The sequence below is a fragment of the Nonomuraea monospora genome, from assembly GCF_039531895.1.
Classification (GTDB): domain Bacteria; phylum Actinomycetota; class Actinomycetes; order Streptosporangiales; family Streptosporangiaceae; genus Nonomuraea; species Nonomuraea monospora.
The window spans coordinates 58,505-72,321 of the sequence record NZ_BAAAQX010000024.1 but is presented as its reverse complement, the minus strand read 5'-3'; the positions used below and the strand labels follow the sequence as shown (position 1 = coordinate 72,321).

At 71.9% G+C, this 13,817-nt stretch carries 10 protein-coding genes; 5 read left to right on the top strand and 5 right to left on the bottom strand.

The annotated features are described in order from the left end of the window. Positions 1-49 precede the first annotated feature (49 nt). From ABD331_RS37290 to ABD331_RS37275, 4 genes are all read right to left on the bottom strand, one after another. Entirely contained in the window at positions 50-1,507 is a 1,458-nt protein-coding gene (locus ABD331_RS37290; RefSeq protein WP_344485855.1) for an MDR family MFS transporter, read from the bottom strand. Positions 1,508-1,665: 158 nt separating this feature from the next. After that, a complete protein-coding gene (locus tag ABD331_RS37285; protein ID WP_344485853.1) occupies positions 1,666-3,150 on the bottom strand; it encodes a hypothetical protein in 1,485 nt (494 codons plus the stop codon). A gap of 236 nt (positions 3,151-3,386) precedes the next feature. Further along, positions 3,387-5,207, bottom strand: coding sequence for a flavin-containing monooxygenase (locus ABD331_RS37280; protein ID WP_344485850.1), 1,821 nt, complete (start codon positions 5,205-5,207; stop codon positions 3,387-3,389). 175 nt (positions 5,208-5,382) lie between these two features. Next, positions 5,383-6,705 (bottom strand): TetR/AcrR family transcriptional regulator, encoded by a 1,323-nt coding sequence (locus ABD331_RS37275; RefSeq protein WP_344485847.1) that lies wholly within the window; start codon positions 6,703-6,705, stop codon positions 5,383-5,385. 191 nt (positions 6,706-6,896) lie between these two features. Between ABD331_RS37275 and ABD331_RS37270 the strand changes: the two genes are divergently transcribed. From ABD331_RS37270 to ABD331_RS37260, 3 genes are all read left to right on the top strand, one after another. Next, entirely contained in the window at positions 6,897-7,664 is a 768-nt protein-coding gene (locus ABD331_RS37270) for an RNA polymerase sigma factor (RefSeq protein ID WP_344485844.1), read from the top strand. Continuing rightward, on the top strand, positions 7,657-8,778 hold the full coding sequence (locus tag ABD331_RS37265) for a hypothetical protein (RefSeq protein ID WP_344485841.1): 1,122 nt from the start codon (positions 7,657-7,659) through the stop codon (positions 8,776-8,778). Before ABD331_RS37270 ends, ABD331_RS37265 begins: the two co-directional genes overlap by 8 nt. 82 nt (positions 8,779-8,860) lie before the next feature. Then, positions 8,861-10,057, top strand: coding sequence for a cytochrome P450 family protein (locus ABD331_RS37260; RefSeq protein ID WP_344485839.1), 1,197 nt, complete (start codon positions 8,861-8,863; stop codon positions 10,055-10,057). A gap of 9 nt (positions 10,058-10,066) precedes the next feature. On the opposite strand, the gene ABD331_RS37255 is transcribed toward ABD331_RS37260, so the two are convergent. Next, positions 10,067-11,572 carry a C40 family peptidase gene (locus ABD331_RS37255; RefSeq protein WP_344485836.1) on the bottom strand — a complete coding sequence of 502 codons (1,506 nt, stop codon included), beginning with the start codon at positions 11,570-11,572 and terminating at the stop codon, positions 10,067-10,069. A gap of 219 nt (positions 11,573-11,791) precedes the next feature. Between ABD331_RS37255 and ABD331_RS37250 the strand changes: the two genes are divergently transcribed. Both ABD331_RS37250 and ABD331_RS37245 read left to right on the top strand, forming a co-directional pair. Continuing rightward, positions 11,792-12,856 (top strand): glycoside hydrolase family 19 protein, encoded by a 1,065-nt coding sequence (locus tag ABD331_RS37250; RefSeq protein WP_344485833.1) that lies wholly within the window; start codon positions 11,792-11,794, stop codon positions 12,854-12,856. Positions 12,857-12,892: 36 nt separating this feature from the next. Then, positions 12,893-13,741 carry a lytic polysaccharide monooxygenase auxiliary activity family 9 protein gene (locus ABD331_RS37245; RefSeq protein ID WP_344485830.1) on the top strand — a complete coding sequence of 283 codons (849 nt, stop codon included), beginning with the start codon at positions 12,893-12,895 and terminating at the stop codon, positions 13,739-13,741. Positions 13,742-13,817: the final 76 nt, after the last annotated feature.

Sequence of the window (13,817 nt, the reverse complement as noted above, 5' to 3'; positions counted from 1 at the left end):
CAGTGATCACATGAGTCCCTTCGAGATCCTGTGATCTTCTTGGATGCCGTCACACGGCCGTTGGTTCGGAGCCGCGCCGGGATTTCTGCCCATCGGCCGGTGGCCTGCCCTCCTCCGCCTTCGTCCGCAGGGTGATCGGCTTGAGCAGCAGCGCGGCGACGACACCCACCACGGCGACGGCGGCCGAGATGAGAAAGACATGTCCGGTGGCCTCGCCGTAGGCGGTGGCCGCCGGAACCCCGGCGGCCGTGCCCGCGCCGACCTGGCGGGCCAGGACCGCGCCGAGCACGGCGACGCCGACGGTGCCGCCGAGCGAGCGGAAGAACACGACGGTGGCGCTGGCGGCGCCGATGTCGGTCAGCGCGACGGCGTTCTGCACGACGAGCACGAAGTTCTGCAGGGTCAGCCCGACGCCCGCGCCGACGAGCATCATCGCGACGGCGATGAGCACCATGGACGTGTGCTGGTCGATCAGGCCGAGCACCACGAACCCGGCGGTCAGCGACACGGATCCGGTGATGAGGAACGGCTTGAGCCTCCCGCTACGGGACACGAGCCGCCCGCCGACGATCGAGGAGACCAGGATGCCCGCCATCATCGGGATGGTGAGCAGCCCGGCCTCGGTGGGGGTGTGGCCGCGGCTGACCTGGAAGTACTGGGTGAGGAAGACCGTCGCCCCGTACATGGCGGTGCCCGCGGCGAGGCTGCCGAGGATCGCCAGAGCGGTGGCGCGCTGCCGGATGATGCGCAGCGGCACGATCGGCTCCGCGACCCGCGACTCGACCCAGAGCGCGACGCCGAGCAGCAGGACCGAGCCGCCGACCATGGCGGCCGTCTGCCAGGAGGCCCAGGCGAAGGCGTCGTCGACGAACGAGACCCAGATCAGCAGCAGGCTGACGCCCGCGGTGATGAACGTGGCGCCCCAGTAGTCGATCTGCGCGTTGGCGCGGCGGTAGACCGGCAGCCGCAGGGTGAGCTGCAGAATGATCAGCGCCGCGATCGCGACGGGGATGCCGACGAAGAAGCACCACCGCCAGCCCAGCCACGAGGTGTCCACGATGAAGCCGCCCAGCAGCGGGCCGCCGATGGTGGAGATCGAGGTGACGCTCGACAGGTAACCGGCGTACCGGCCGCGTTCGCGGGGCGAGACCAGCGCGCCGATCGCGATGTTGACCAGGGTCTGCAGCGCGCCGACGCCGACGCCTTGCAGGGCGCGGGCGGCGATGAGCTGCCCGGCGTCCTGGGAGAACCCGGCGGCGATCGAGCCCGCCACGAAGATCACCACGGCGATCTGGATCAGGGCCCGCTTGGAGAACAGGTCGGCGAGCTTGCCGAAGATCGGGGTGGCGACGGTGGCGGCCAGCAGGGTGGCGGTCACCACCCAGGTGTACTGGGTGGGGGAGCCGTGCAGGTCGCCCAGCATGCGTGGCAGCGCGGTGGAGACGACGGTGCTGGCCAGCGTCGAGACGAACAGGGCGAGAAGCAGCCCGCTGAGCGCCTTGAGCACCTGCCGGTGGGCGGCCCTCCCGCCGTCTGGACTCTGCCGGTGGGTGGTGCTTCCGTCGTGCGGACTCTGCCGGTCGGTGGTGCTTCCGTCGTGTGGGCTCTGCCGGTCGGTGGTGCTTCCGTTGTCTTGAGGCGCAGGACGCCGTCGGTGGGCGGCGCTCATGGCGTCTTGAGGCGGAGGACGCTGCCGTCGCCGTTCGCGGACAGCACCAGGGCGCCGTCCGGGGTGGCGGCGAGCCCGGCGAACGGGCGCGGCATCCCGGGCAGGCCCGGCACGACGAACAGGCCGGGCCGGGGACCGGCCGGGCTCGCTACTGGGAGCGAGTCGGCTTCGACCGTGACGTCGCCCGTGACCGGGTCGATGGCGAGCAGGCGGCGGCGGGCGGCCTCGACGACGTACACGACGCCGTCGTGGACGGTGATCCCCTGCGGGGCGCCGAGCCCGTCGGCGAGCAGCTCGGGCACGCCGTCCTCGATCCGGTACACCGCCGACAGCCGCTCGTCGGTGACGTAGCAGCGCCCGCCGTCCACGGCCACCCCTGCCGGGCTGCCAAGGCCGTCGGCCACCACGCTGACCTGGTCGTCGTGGCCGATGGCGACGATGCGGCCCGCGCCCGACTCGGCGACCAGCAGGGTGCCGTCGGCGCGCACGGCGATGCCCAGCGGGCGCTCCAGGCCGTTCGCTCTGGTGCGCGTCGTGCCGGAGGCGCGGTCGTGCGTGCGGACCTGCCCGTACTGGGAGGTGGTGTGGAGCAGGTCGCCGTCGGCGGCGACGCCGTGCACGAAGTTCACCAGCTCGGTGGTGGTGACGTTCTCATCAGGACGGTCGGAGGGCTGTTCGGCGGGCTGGGCCAGGCGGTAGTGGTCGGCCAGGTGGACGCCGCCGCCCAGATCGATGGTCACCCCGAACGGGCCGCCGAGGTCGCGGGGCACGATCTGGCGGGTACGCCCGTCGCCCGCGAGCTCGGCGACCCCGCCATGGGCGTAGCTGGAGACGAACATCCGGTTGTCGGCGTCGAAGGCGGCGTTGTCCAGCGCGTTCAGCTCGCTGACGATCGCGGACCTGTCGCCGGTGCCGGTCAGGTCGAGCCGCGTGACGAACCCGGACTCGCCCCGCGACAGGACCAGCAGGACGCCCTCGCGGTCGAAACGCACGGCCACCGGGTCGGGCACGTCGGCGGCCACCAGTTCGGGCTCGCCGCCGTCGAGCGGGACGCGGAACACCTCGCCGGTCAGCATGTGCGGGTAGTAGAGCCGCCCGTCGGGGCCGAGCTGCATGGCGTTGCCCATGGCCAGGCCCTTGGCGAGCACCATGGGATCGTCGCCCAGCTCCAGCAGGCGTCCGCCCGGGATCATCTCGTTGACGAACACGCGGGTGCCGACGCAGGCGATGCCGTTCGGCGCGGTCACCTCGTCGGTGACGAGCGTGAAGTGACCGGCCGGGTCACGCCGCCACACCCGGCCGGGGACCAGGTCGGTCACGTACATCGCGCCGTCGGTGTCGAAGGCCAGGTCGTCGGGGGACTGCAGCGGCCCGTCCGGTGGCACGACCACCTCGACGTCGCCGGTCGCCACGTCCACGGCGCTGATCTGCCCGGCCAGGAACTGGGCCACGTACAGGCGGCCGTCCGGACCGAAGGCCATGCCGTTCGAGCCCCACAGCGGACGCGCCCGTACAAGAGCCTCGACCTCACGGCGATTCCCCGACCGCGCGCTCCCCGGCCGCCCGCTCTCCGGCTGGCCGGTCACCGGCCGCCCGGCCACCGGCCGTGCGCCTCCTGGTTGGCCGGTGGCCGGTTGCGTGCTGCCGGGCTGGTCGCTTACCGGTCGCGCGCTTCCGGGGTGGTCGGCCACCGGTCGCTCGCGCCTTGGCTGGTCGGTCATCGGGCGTCCGCCAGCACCTCGTCCATGCCGCCCTCCGCCCGCCAGCGGCGCAGCAGGTCGTGGAAGGCGACGGGGCCGGGCCCGAAGGCGAAGCTGACCGGGCGGGGCTTGCCCTCGTTGTTGTAGTAGCCGGGCGTGCACTCGGCCTGGAAACGGCTGTTGTCCGGCGCCAGCTCCCGGATCGTGGCGATCCACGCCTCCTCGGCGTCCTTGGTGGGCTCGACCGTGGCGACGCCACGGCGGCGGGCCTCGGCGACGACCGCGCCGATGTGGGTGGCCTGCTCCAGCAGGATGTGCACGAAGTTGACCGCGGCGGCGTTCTGCAGCGTCCCCAGGTGGAACAGGTTCGGGAAACCGTTGCTGTAGAAGCCGTGCAGCGTGCGCGGCCCCTGCCGCCAGGTGCCGAGCAGCGCCGCGCCGCCCCGGCCGAAGACCGGCAGGGCGCCGGTGACGATGCCGGACAGGCCCACCTCGAAGCCGGTGGCGAAGATGACGCAGTCGACCTCGTACTCCTGGTCGCCCACCACGACCGCCGACTCGGTCATCGCGGTGATGCCGCCGTGGTCGGCGGTGTCCACCAGCGTCACGTTGGGCCGGTTGAACGTCTGCAGGTAGTGGTCGCTGAAGGTGGGCCGCTTGCACATGTAGCGGTACCAGGGCTTGAGCAGCTCCGCGGTGGCCGGGTCGGTGACGACCTCGTCCACGCGGGCGCGGATCTCGTTCATCTTCTGGAAGTCGGCGATCTCGTCGAGGTACGCGCGTTCCTCGGGCGACAGATCCGTGTCGACGGTGCCCGCCAGCAGGTTGCGCTGGAGGCGGGCGGTGCTGGTCCAGCCGTCGTCGATCAGGTCCCGCTCGGCGTGCCCGCCGGTGACGACGGTGAGGAAGTTGTCCATCCGTTCCCGCTGCCAGCCCGGCTTGAGGGAGGCGGCCCAGGCCGGGTCGGTGGGACGGTTGTCGCGGACGTCCACCGTCGAAGGGGTGCGCTGGAAGACGTACAGGTGCTGGGAGTCGCGCGCCAGGTGCGGGATGACCTGGATGCCCGTGGCGCCGGTGCCCACCACCGCGACCCGCTTGCCGGCGAGCTTGTGCAGGCCGCCCTCCGCCGAGCCGCCGGTGTAGCCGTAGTCCCAGCGGCTGGTGTGGAACGTGTGCCCCTTGAACGTCTCGATGCCCGGGATGCCGGGCAGCTTCGGCTGGGCCAGGGTGCCGGCGGACATCACGACGTAGCGGGCCCGGAAGTCGTCGCCGCGGTCGGTGCGGACCTGCCATTCGGCCGCGTCGTCGTCCCAGCGCAGCTCCGTGACGCGGGTGTGGAACATCGTGTCGCGGTACAGGTCGTAGAGCTTGGCGATCGCGACGGCGTGCTGGCGGATCTCCTCGCCGGGCGCGTACCGCATGGTGGGCAGGTAGCCGACCTCTTCGAGCAGCGGCAGGTAGACCGACGACTCGATGTCGCAGTGGATGCCCGGGTAGCGGTTCCAGTACCAGGTGCCGCCGAAGTCGCCGGCCTCGTCCAGCATCCTGATGCCGTCCACGCCCGCCTCGCGCAGCTTGGCGCCGGTGAGCAGCCCGCCGAAGCCGCCGCCCACCACCAGCGCCTCGACCCGGTCGCGCACCGGCTCCCGCTCGGTGCGCGGCGTGTACGGGTCGGCCGCGTAGTAGCCGAACTCGCCGCGGGTGCCCCGGTACTGGGCGTTGCCGTCGGGCCGCAGACGGCGGTCGCGCTCGTGGCGGTACCTGGCGCGCAGCGCGTCCGGGTCGAAGCCCAGCTCCGCGACGGTGAGAGGCGCGGGCGGCTTCGCAGACTGGTCCATGGATGCCCTTCCGGTTTGTGGCGCCGCTGCGTCACAGCCGCACCCGGGGGGACATGGCGCGGAAGCTCGCACAGCCGAACGGACGGGGCGGCAGGCACGTGGTGCAGCGGCGGATGATGATCGCCCTGTCTGAGAAAAGCTAACCGGAGTCGGAAAATTAAGTCAAATGATTGTTTCAATGACTGGATGCCGGGGCGAGGTACAGGCCCTCGACGGCGTCCATCAGCTCGGCGGCCGTGGCCTCCCACGCCGCCCTGGCTGCGTCCGCGTCCATCGGCAGCGTGCGCTCGCGGTGGGCGCAGGTGTGCACGAGCAGCGTGCGGGCCATGTCGTCGCGCCGGCGGCGCAGCTCCGGCGGGAGGCCGGGCAGGCAGCGGTGCAGGCCGGCGACGACCGTGTGGAAGCCGGGCGCGTCGTGCAAACCCCCCGCCACCAGCTCGCGCAGCCGCGGTTCCGTCATGATCTGGGCGGCGAGCCTGGCGTACCAGCTCGGGGTTCCCAGGCTGCTCAGATGGTCGGTGAACGGCAGCACGACGCAGGCGACCCAGTCGCGCAGCTCCGTGCTGTCGCCCCTGTCGCGCAGCAGCCGTTCCCTGATCCGCTCCAGCCGCGTGGTGTGGTCGTCGACGATCGCGCGCAGCAGGTCGGACTTGGTGCCGAAGTGGTAGCCGACGGCGGCGTTGTTGCCCTGGCCCGCGGCCTCGCTGATCTGGCGGTTGGAGACCGCGAACACCCCATGCTCGGCGAACAGCCGCTCGGCGGTCAGCAAGATCCGGCTCCTGGTCTGACCCGCCTTCGGCGTGGCCCTGTCCCTGTCCCTCTCCGTGGTCCTGCCCGTGGCCCTGTTCGTGGCCCCGTCCGTGATTCTGCCCGTGGTCCTGTCCGTAACCCGGTCGGCGGCTCCCGTCGCCCTGATGGCCGCCGTACCCGCCGCGGCCAGCGCGAACAGCTGGTCCAGCAGCTCGAACAGGCGCGCCTGGCCGCTTTCGGCGTCCCACGCGGTGAAGGCCTCCCGTACGCACGCCAGCGCCATGCTGCTCATCGCCCTGGCGTGCAGCCCGGTGATGCCGCGACCGCCGAGCCAGGCCAGAACGGACTCCTCGAAGTACATGTTGGCCAGCAGGAGGAAACGGTTCAGCTCGGGCTGACCCGCCAGGATGCGCCGCCGCGCGGACACCGTGCGCAGCTCCTCCGCCAGGTACGCTTTGAGCGCCCTGGTCAGGGCTGCCCACGGGTCGGCGCCGACCTCGCGGGCGAGCAGCTCCGCGACCTGGGCCGCCTCCCCGGGAGCCGGGTCGAACAGGGCGCCCGCCTTCGTCTCGAAGTGGTTGAAGAACGTGCGCCGCGACACCCCGGCCGCCGCCGCGATGTCGTCGATCGACACGGCGGCGAATCCGCGCTCCTCGAACAGGGTCAGGGCGGCTTGGCGCAGGCGGTGCCAGCGCTCGGTTTTGTCCGCGGCGACAGTGGTGCGGAGGTCCGGGGACGTGGAGGTCACCCTTAGACAGTAGGGCCTCAGTAGGTTGGGCCGCACCTGCACTCAGTGCAAACGACTGCTCGGTTGGGCGCAGAAGCGAACAGCGGCCCGCACGCATGCGAGGGAAGACGATTCTGGGTTGCGGCGAAGGATGGGTGATTTGACCGCCGAACCCGACCGGAAGGCTTGACCTCCATGCCGGAGACCAGAACGTGAGTACCGAAGTGAGAGAACAGGCGACCGACCCCGAGCGGGCCAACGCCGAGCGTGCCGAGGGCGAGCGGGCCGGCGCCGAGCGGGGCGGCGCCGAGCGGGCTGACGGCGAGCGGGCCGAGGGGGAGCGGGCCGAGGGGGAGCGGGCCGATGGCGGGTTGGCTGACCTCGAGTTGGCCGGCGCCGAGTTGGGTGGCGCCGAGTTGGCCGGTGCGGAGTTGGCTGATGCGGAGTTGGTCGCTCGGTTTCGGCGCGACCCTGCCCTGTTCACCGCCGTCCACGACCGCTACTACCGCGACATCTACCTCTACGTCGCCGGCCGCCTGGACGCGCAGATCGCCGAGGACCTCGCTGCCGAGACGTTCCTGCTGGCCTTCGACCACCGCAACCGGTACGACCCGGAACGCGGCGACCTGCGGCCCTGGCTGTTCGGCATCGCCACCAACCTGATCGCCCGGTACCGGCGTAAGGAGATCCGCCACTACAGGGCGCTCGCCAAGCTGGGACCCGAGCCTGCCGTGGAGGGCCACGAGGACCGGGTCGTCACCTCCGTCGCCGCCGAGCGCATGCAGCCGCACCTGGCCAAGGCGCTGGCCGCGTTGTCCGGGGGTGAGCGTGACGTGCTGCTGCTCGTGGCGCTGGGTCAGCTCAGCTACGACGAAGTGGCTCAGGCGCTCGGCATCGCCGCCGGCACCGTGGGCTCCCGGCTCAGCCGCGCCCGCAGCAAGATCATCGCCCTCGTGGAGAAGGAGCACGCCCGTGGATGACCTGAAGGCCGTCGCGACCCTGCTGGCCAAGCCCGACCCGTCGCCTGCGGCGATCGACCGCAGCCGCGAACGCCTCCAGGCCCGGATCACCCAGGCCGACACCCACCCGAACGTCGCCCACCCGAACGTCGCCCGCCCGGATGCCGCCCGCCCGGATGCCGTCCGCCCGGATGCCGTCCGCCCGGATGTCGTGCGCCCCGACCACGTCCGCCCGGATGCGGCTCGCCCGGATGCCGTGCGCCCTGACCACGTCCGCCCAGGTGCCGCCCGCCGGGGCCGCGCCCGCTTGGGCAACTTCCGTCCGGGTGCCGCGCGCGGGGACGACGCCCGCCCGGACCGCACCCGGCCGGGCAACACCGGTCCGGGTGGCGCACGTCGGGGCCGTGGCTGGCTTCTGCCTGCGTTGGGCATGGCCGTCGCCGCCGTGGCGGCCGTCGCCGTGATCCTCGCCAGCGCGCTGACGCCCGGCGCCGCACCGGCCTCGGGCCGGGACGTCCTGCTGATGGCCGCCGCCAGCGCCGAACGCATCCCCGCAGGAACGGGCGAATACTGGCACATCACCCGCACCTGGCAGAGCCCGGACGGACCGCAGAAGCAGGAGAGCTGGACCAGCCGCGACGGCCACCGCTGGACCAGGAACGAGCCGAACGCCACCCCAGGGGCCGTCGTCGAGGACCCGGCGCCGTTCAGGCTGATGGGCGCAGAGATTGGCTTCACGGACCTGGAAGCGCTCCCGTCCGAACCGGAGGAGCTCAAGCAGCGCCTGGCCGAGCTGCCGCGACACGACCACGCCATGATGCCCGCCGACCGGGAAGGCGCACTCGTCTCGCCGCTGATCACCCTGATCACGGAGCTGCCGGCGCCCTCGCGGGTGCGGTCGGCCGCGTTCGAGGCGCTCGCCGGCACGCCTGGGGTCGAGAACGCCGGGCCGGTCGAGGGCGGGCAGGAGCTGCGGATTCCGCTGTCCGGCAAGGTGCAGGTCAAGATGGTCGTCGATCCCGACGCCGCCCGGGTGGTGCGCGCCAACATCCTGTTGACGTCCGAAGGCGGGTCGGCGATGAGCAACTCCTACATCCAGGTGACGACCGGCTGGACGGACGAGCTGCCACGGTGAGCGGGCGACGCCGGGTATGCGGCCCGTACAGGCAGCTCTGCCATCCTGGCCTCAGCGGACGCGCGAGGCGGAGAGGTGCACGTTGCAGAACGGCGAGACGTACCCGGCGGTGAACCTCGACCGGGCCTTCTTCCAGGACCCGCACCCGGCCTACCGGCGCGTGCGCGAGGCGGGGCCGGTGCGGCCCGCGCTCGCGCACCGGCGGCTGCGGGTGTGGCTGGTCACCAGGTACGCCGAGGCCAGGGAACTGCTCAACGACCCGAGGCTGGCCAAGGACAGCGCCAGGGCGGTCGAGCTGTTCCCGCCGGGCACCGCCGGCCCGTACGCGTCCTCGCTGTCGGCCCACATGCTCAACTCCGACCCGCCCGACCACACGCGCCTGCGCAAGCTCGTCAACCAGGCGTTCACAGCCAGGACGGTGTCGCGGCTGCGCCCGCGCATCGAGCAGATCACCGACGGCCTGCTCGACGCCATGGCCGAGGCGGGCGAGACCGACCTGATGGAGTCGTTCGCGTTCCCCCTGCCGATCGCGGTCATCTGCGAGCTGCTCGGCATCCCGGCCTCCGACCACGACGAGTTCAGGACCTGGACCGCCCCCTTCGTGACGGCCGCGTCGCCCGAGGAGATGCGCGAGGCCCACACGTGGATGCTGGCCTACCTGACCCGCCTCGTTGCCGCCAAGCGCGCCGAACCCGGCGAGGACCTGCTGTCGGAGCTGGTGCACATCTCCGACGAGGGCGACCGGCTGTCGCGGGACGAGGTCGTGTCCATGGCGTTCCTGCTGCTCGTGGCGGGCCACGAGACCACGGTCAACCTGATCGCCAACAGCGTGCTCGCCCTGATCGGCGACCCCGCCCAGATGGCCGCGCTGCGGGCCGACCCCGCCCTGCTGCCGGGCGCGGTGGAGGAGTTCCTGCGCTTCGACGGGCCGATCAACATCGCGACCCTGCGGTTCACCACCGAGCCGATCCGGGTCGGCGACGTCGAGATCCCCGCGAACGAGTTCGTCTTCATCTCGCTGCTGGCCGCGAACCGCGACCCGGACCGCTTCCCCGACCCCGACCGGCTGGACGTCAACCGGCCGGGTGGCGGTCACCTGGCCTTCGGCCACGGCATCCACTACTGCGTGGGCGCGCCGCTGGCCAGGCTGGAAGCGCAGATCGCCCTCGGGAAGCTGCTCGGCCGCTTCGCCACGATCGAGCTGGGTTCGTCCAGCCTGCGGTGGCGCGCCAGCACCCTCATCCGGGGGGTGCACAGCCTTCCTGTACGGGTCCACTGACGACCCGCGTCAGCGGGACGGGCGCACCGCGGTCAGGTAGCTCCGCCGGTCGATGGAGTCCACCCGGACGACCGCGCCGGTGCTGGGGGCGTTCACCATCTGCGTCTTGCTGATGGCCAGCCCGACGTGGTCCGGGCCCGGCCGGGTGGGGTCGGTGTCGTAGAAGACCAGGTCGCCGGGACGCACCTCGGAACGCGCCACCTTGCGGCCCTTGTTGACCTGCTCGTAGGTGGTGCCGCCGATGCGGACGCCGGCCTTGCTCCAGGCGTACTCGGTGAGGCCGCTGCAGTCGAAGCCCTTGATGTCGGCGCCGCGGCCGATGCCGTAGGTGGGGCCGGTGGGGCCGCCGCCGCCCCAGGAGTAGGGGATGCCGCGCTGGGTCAGGGCGGCGCTGACGGCGGTCTTGCCGGAGCCGGAGCCGGTGGCGGTGAGCGGGGTTCCGTTGCCGTCGCGCATGGTGCCCTCGCGCATGGTGCCGCTGCGCATGCCGTCGTCGCGCCTGCCGTCGCCGCGTGCGCCGTCGCCGCGTGCGCCGTCGCCACGCGCGTCGCCGCCGCGTGCGTCGTCGTCGCGCCTGTCACCACGTGCGTCGTCGTCCTGCCTGTCGTCGCGGGCGTCGTCGTCGCGCGTGGCGCGTTCGTCGCACAAGTCTGCGGCGAGGTCGCCGACGATGTCCTCGGCCTGGTCGCGCGCCGTGTCGGAGTCCTCGTCCTGGTCGAGGATCGTCTCGGAGTCCTCGCCCACGGAGTCGGAGTCCTCGCCCACGGAGTCGGAGTCCTCGCCCACGGAGTCGGAGTCGGCGTCGTCCTCTTCACGCAGGTCGTCGGCCAGCGCGGAGACGACCTTCTCCCGGGAGAGCCCCAGACCAGCAGCGGTCTTGAGCCGCTCCTGGATCCGGGCCTTCTCCCTGTCCGTCAGGTCGAGATCATCCAGGTCACGCTCGTCCCATAACGCGGCGACGAGCTGCTTGGCGAGCGTCTCGTGCTCGGCGTACTTCCCCCGAAGATCCGCCCGGGGCCGCTGCACGAGCGCGGCGGCCTTTGTCAGCGGCAGGCTCTGCCACCGGGGCACGCGTACGAGCCGCTGGTAGAACGAGCGGGCGGCGCGGCCAGGAGTGGTGACCTGCTCGCGCGTCCCCCAGCCGGCGGCGGGCGTCTGCTGGAACAGGCCGAAGGATCTGCCGCCAGCCGAGACGGCGCCGTTGTCGAGGCGGCTTTCCTGGAACGCGGTGGCCAGCGCGATCTCCGCCGCCCGGCGCGGCAGGTCGAGGTCGGCGGCGGCCTCGACGATGACCTCGGCGTTGCCGGTCTGCTCGGTGGTCAGGCCGAGCCCGGCGGTGTCGCCTCCCGCGTAGTCGCACATGGTGCTGTTCGACTGGTCCGGGTTCGCCGAGGCGGCGGCGTACCCGGGGCCGGTCGAGACGGCGGCGATCAGGGCCAGGCCTGAGACCAGCCCGCCCCCTGCGGCGATGGCCCTCCGGGCCGCGCGGCCCTCCGGTATGTGGTGCTCGATCATGCGGTCCCCCTTGGTCGGTGCTCTGGACTGTTCGTCGCGGAGCGGGACGTGGACGCATGGAGGAGCGGAATTTGTGCGCGAGACCGGGCCCGGGACCCGGCGCACCCCGGCTGACATGGGACTTGACAGAAAACCTTGTCGCGCCGGACCGGATCATGCCACCATCGCCTCTACTCATAGGAAAGTTTCCTAAGGGTTGGACAGCGAAGGGAGTGTCGGGTGCGACGAAGCCTGACGTCGCTGGCCGCCGCGCTGCTCGCGGCGGGCATGATCTCAGTCATCCTCCCCGTGTCGTCGGCCTCAGCGGCAGCCTGCGCGACGGCATGGAACGCCTCCACCGCCTACCAGGGCGGCACCGTGATCTCTTACAACGGCCATAACTGGTCGGCCAGATGGTGGACGCAGAACGAGACCCCCGGCACCGCCGGCGTCTGGGCCGACCAGGGCGGCTGCGGAAGCGGCGGCGGCACGCCCGCCCCGTCCTGCGACCACCCGAACTGGGTGGCCGGGCAGTGGTACGCGGCGGGCAGCATCGTCCGCTACACCGACGGCAACCACTACATCGCCGTCCACGAGAACCCCGGCTACGACCCGGTGATCTCCCACTGGTACTGGGACCCGCACACCTGCGGCGGCACCACCCCGACCGATCCGCCCGGCCAGGGCGGGTTCGTGGTGAGCGAGGCGCAGTTCAACCAGATGTTCCCTGGACGCAACGCGTTCTACAGCTACAGCGGCCTGACCGCCGCCATGTCCGCCTACCCGGCGTTCGCCGGCGCCGGCAGCGACACCGTCAGGAAGCAGGAGGCCGCCGCCTTCCTGGCCAACGTCAACCACGAGACGGGCGGCCTCGTCCACATCGTCGAGCAGAACACCGCCAACTACCCGCACTACTGCGACGCGAGCCAGCCCTACGGCTGCCCGGCCGGGCAGGCCGCCTACTACGGCCGCGGCCCGATCCAGCTGAGCTGGAACTTCAACTACAAGGCGGCCGGTGACGCGCTCGGCATCAACCTGCTGGCCGACCCGTGGCGGGTGGAGCGGGAGTCCGCGGTCGCGTGGAAGACCGCGCTCTGGTACTGGATGACCCAGAACGGGCCGGGCACCATGACCGCGCACGACGCCATGGTCAACGGCCGCGGCTTCGGCGAGACGATCCGCAGCATCAACGGCAGCCTCGAATGCGGCGGCAGGAACCCCGCCCAGGTGCAGAGCCGGGTGTCCGCCTACCAGCGGTTCACCCAGATCCTCGGCGTGAGCCCCGGCGGCAACCTCTCCTGCTGAACCCTCCCGTACGAGCCCACCCCCAGGAGTACGAGAATGCGCAAGAGCACGATCGCCGCCGCGATGGCCGCGTCCGGAGCGCTGGCCCTGCTGCCGGCGTCCGCGGCCAACGCCCACGGCACCATGTCCAACCCGCCCAGCCGGGTCTACGTCTGCAAGAACGAGGGCCCTGAGGCGCCGAAGTCCGCCGCGTGCAAGGCCGCCGTCGCCGCCGGCGGCACGCAGGCGTACTACGACTGGAACGAGGTCTCCCTGCTGGAGGCGGGCGGCCGGCACCGCCAGCTCATCCCCGACGGCAAGCTCTGCAGCGCGGGCCGCGAGAAGTACCGCGGCCTCGACCTGCAGCGCGCCGACTGGCCCGCGACCAAGGTGAGCCCCGGCGACTTCACGCTCACCTACCACGCCACCGCCCCGCACGCGAACAGCAACTTCGAGTTCTACATCACCCGCGCGGGCTGGAACCCCACCATGCCCCTCAAGTGGTCCGACCTGGTGCACATCAAGACGTTCAACGGCCAGAACCCGACGACGTTCACCAACTGGACCATCAACCTGCCGCAGCGCACCGGCCGGCACGTCCTCTACTCGATCTGGCAGCGGGTGGTCGGCAGCAACGAGGCCTTCTACACCTGCTCCGACGTGGACTTCGGCGGCGGCACCCCCTCGACCCCGACCCCGTCCCCGACCACCACCACCACCCCGAAGCCGACGCCCACACCCACGCCGACCGCCACCCAGCCGGGCGGCACCTGGAGCGCGGGCACGGCCTACCGCGTGGGGGACAGGGTGACGTACGGCGGGCTGACCTACCAGTGCGTCCAGGCGCACACGGCGCTCACCGGCTGGGAGCCGCCGAACGTGGCCGCCCTGTGGAAGCGCGTCTGACAAGCTGATCCCGTACGGCGGCGCCCAGTGGAACGAGATGGCGCCGCCGGACGATCACCTCAAAGGGGGTAAACCC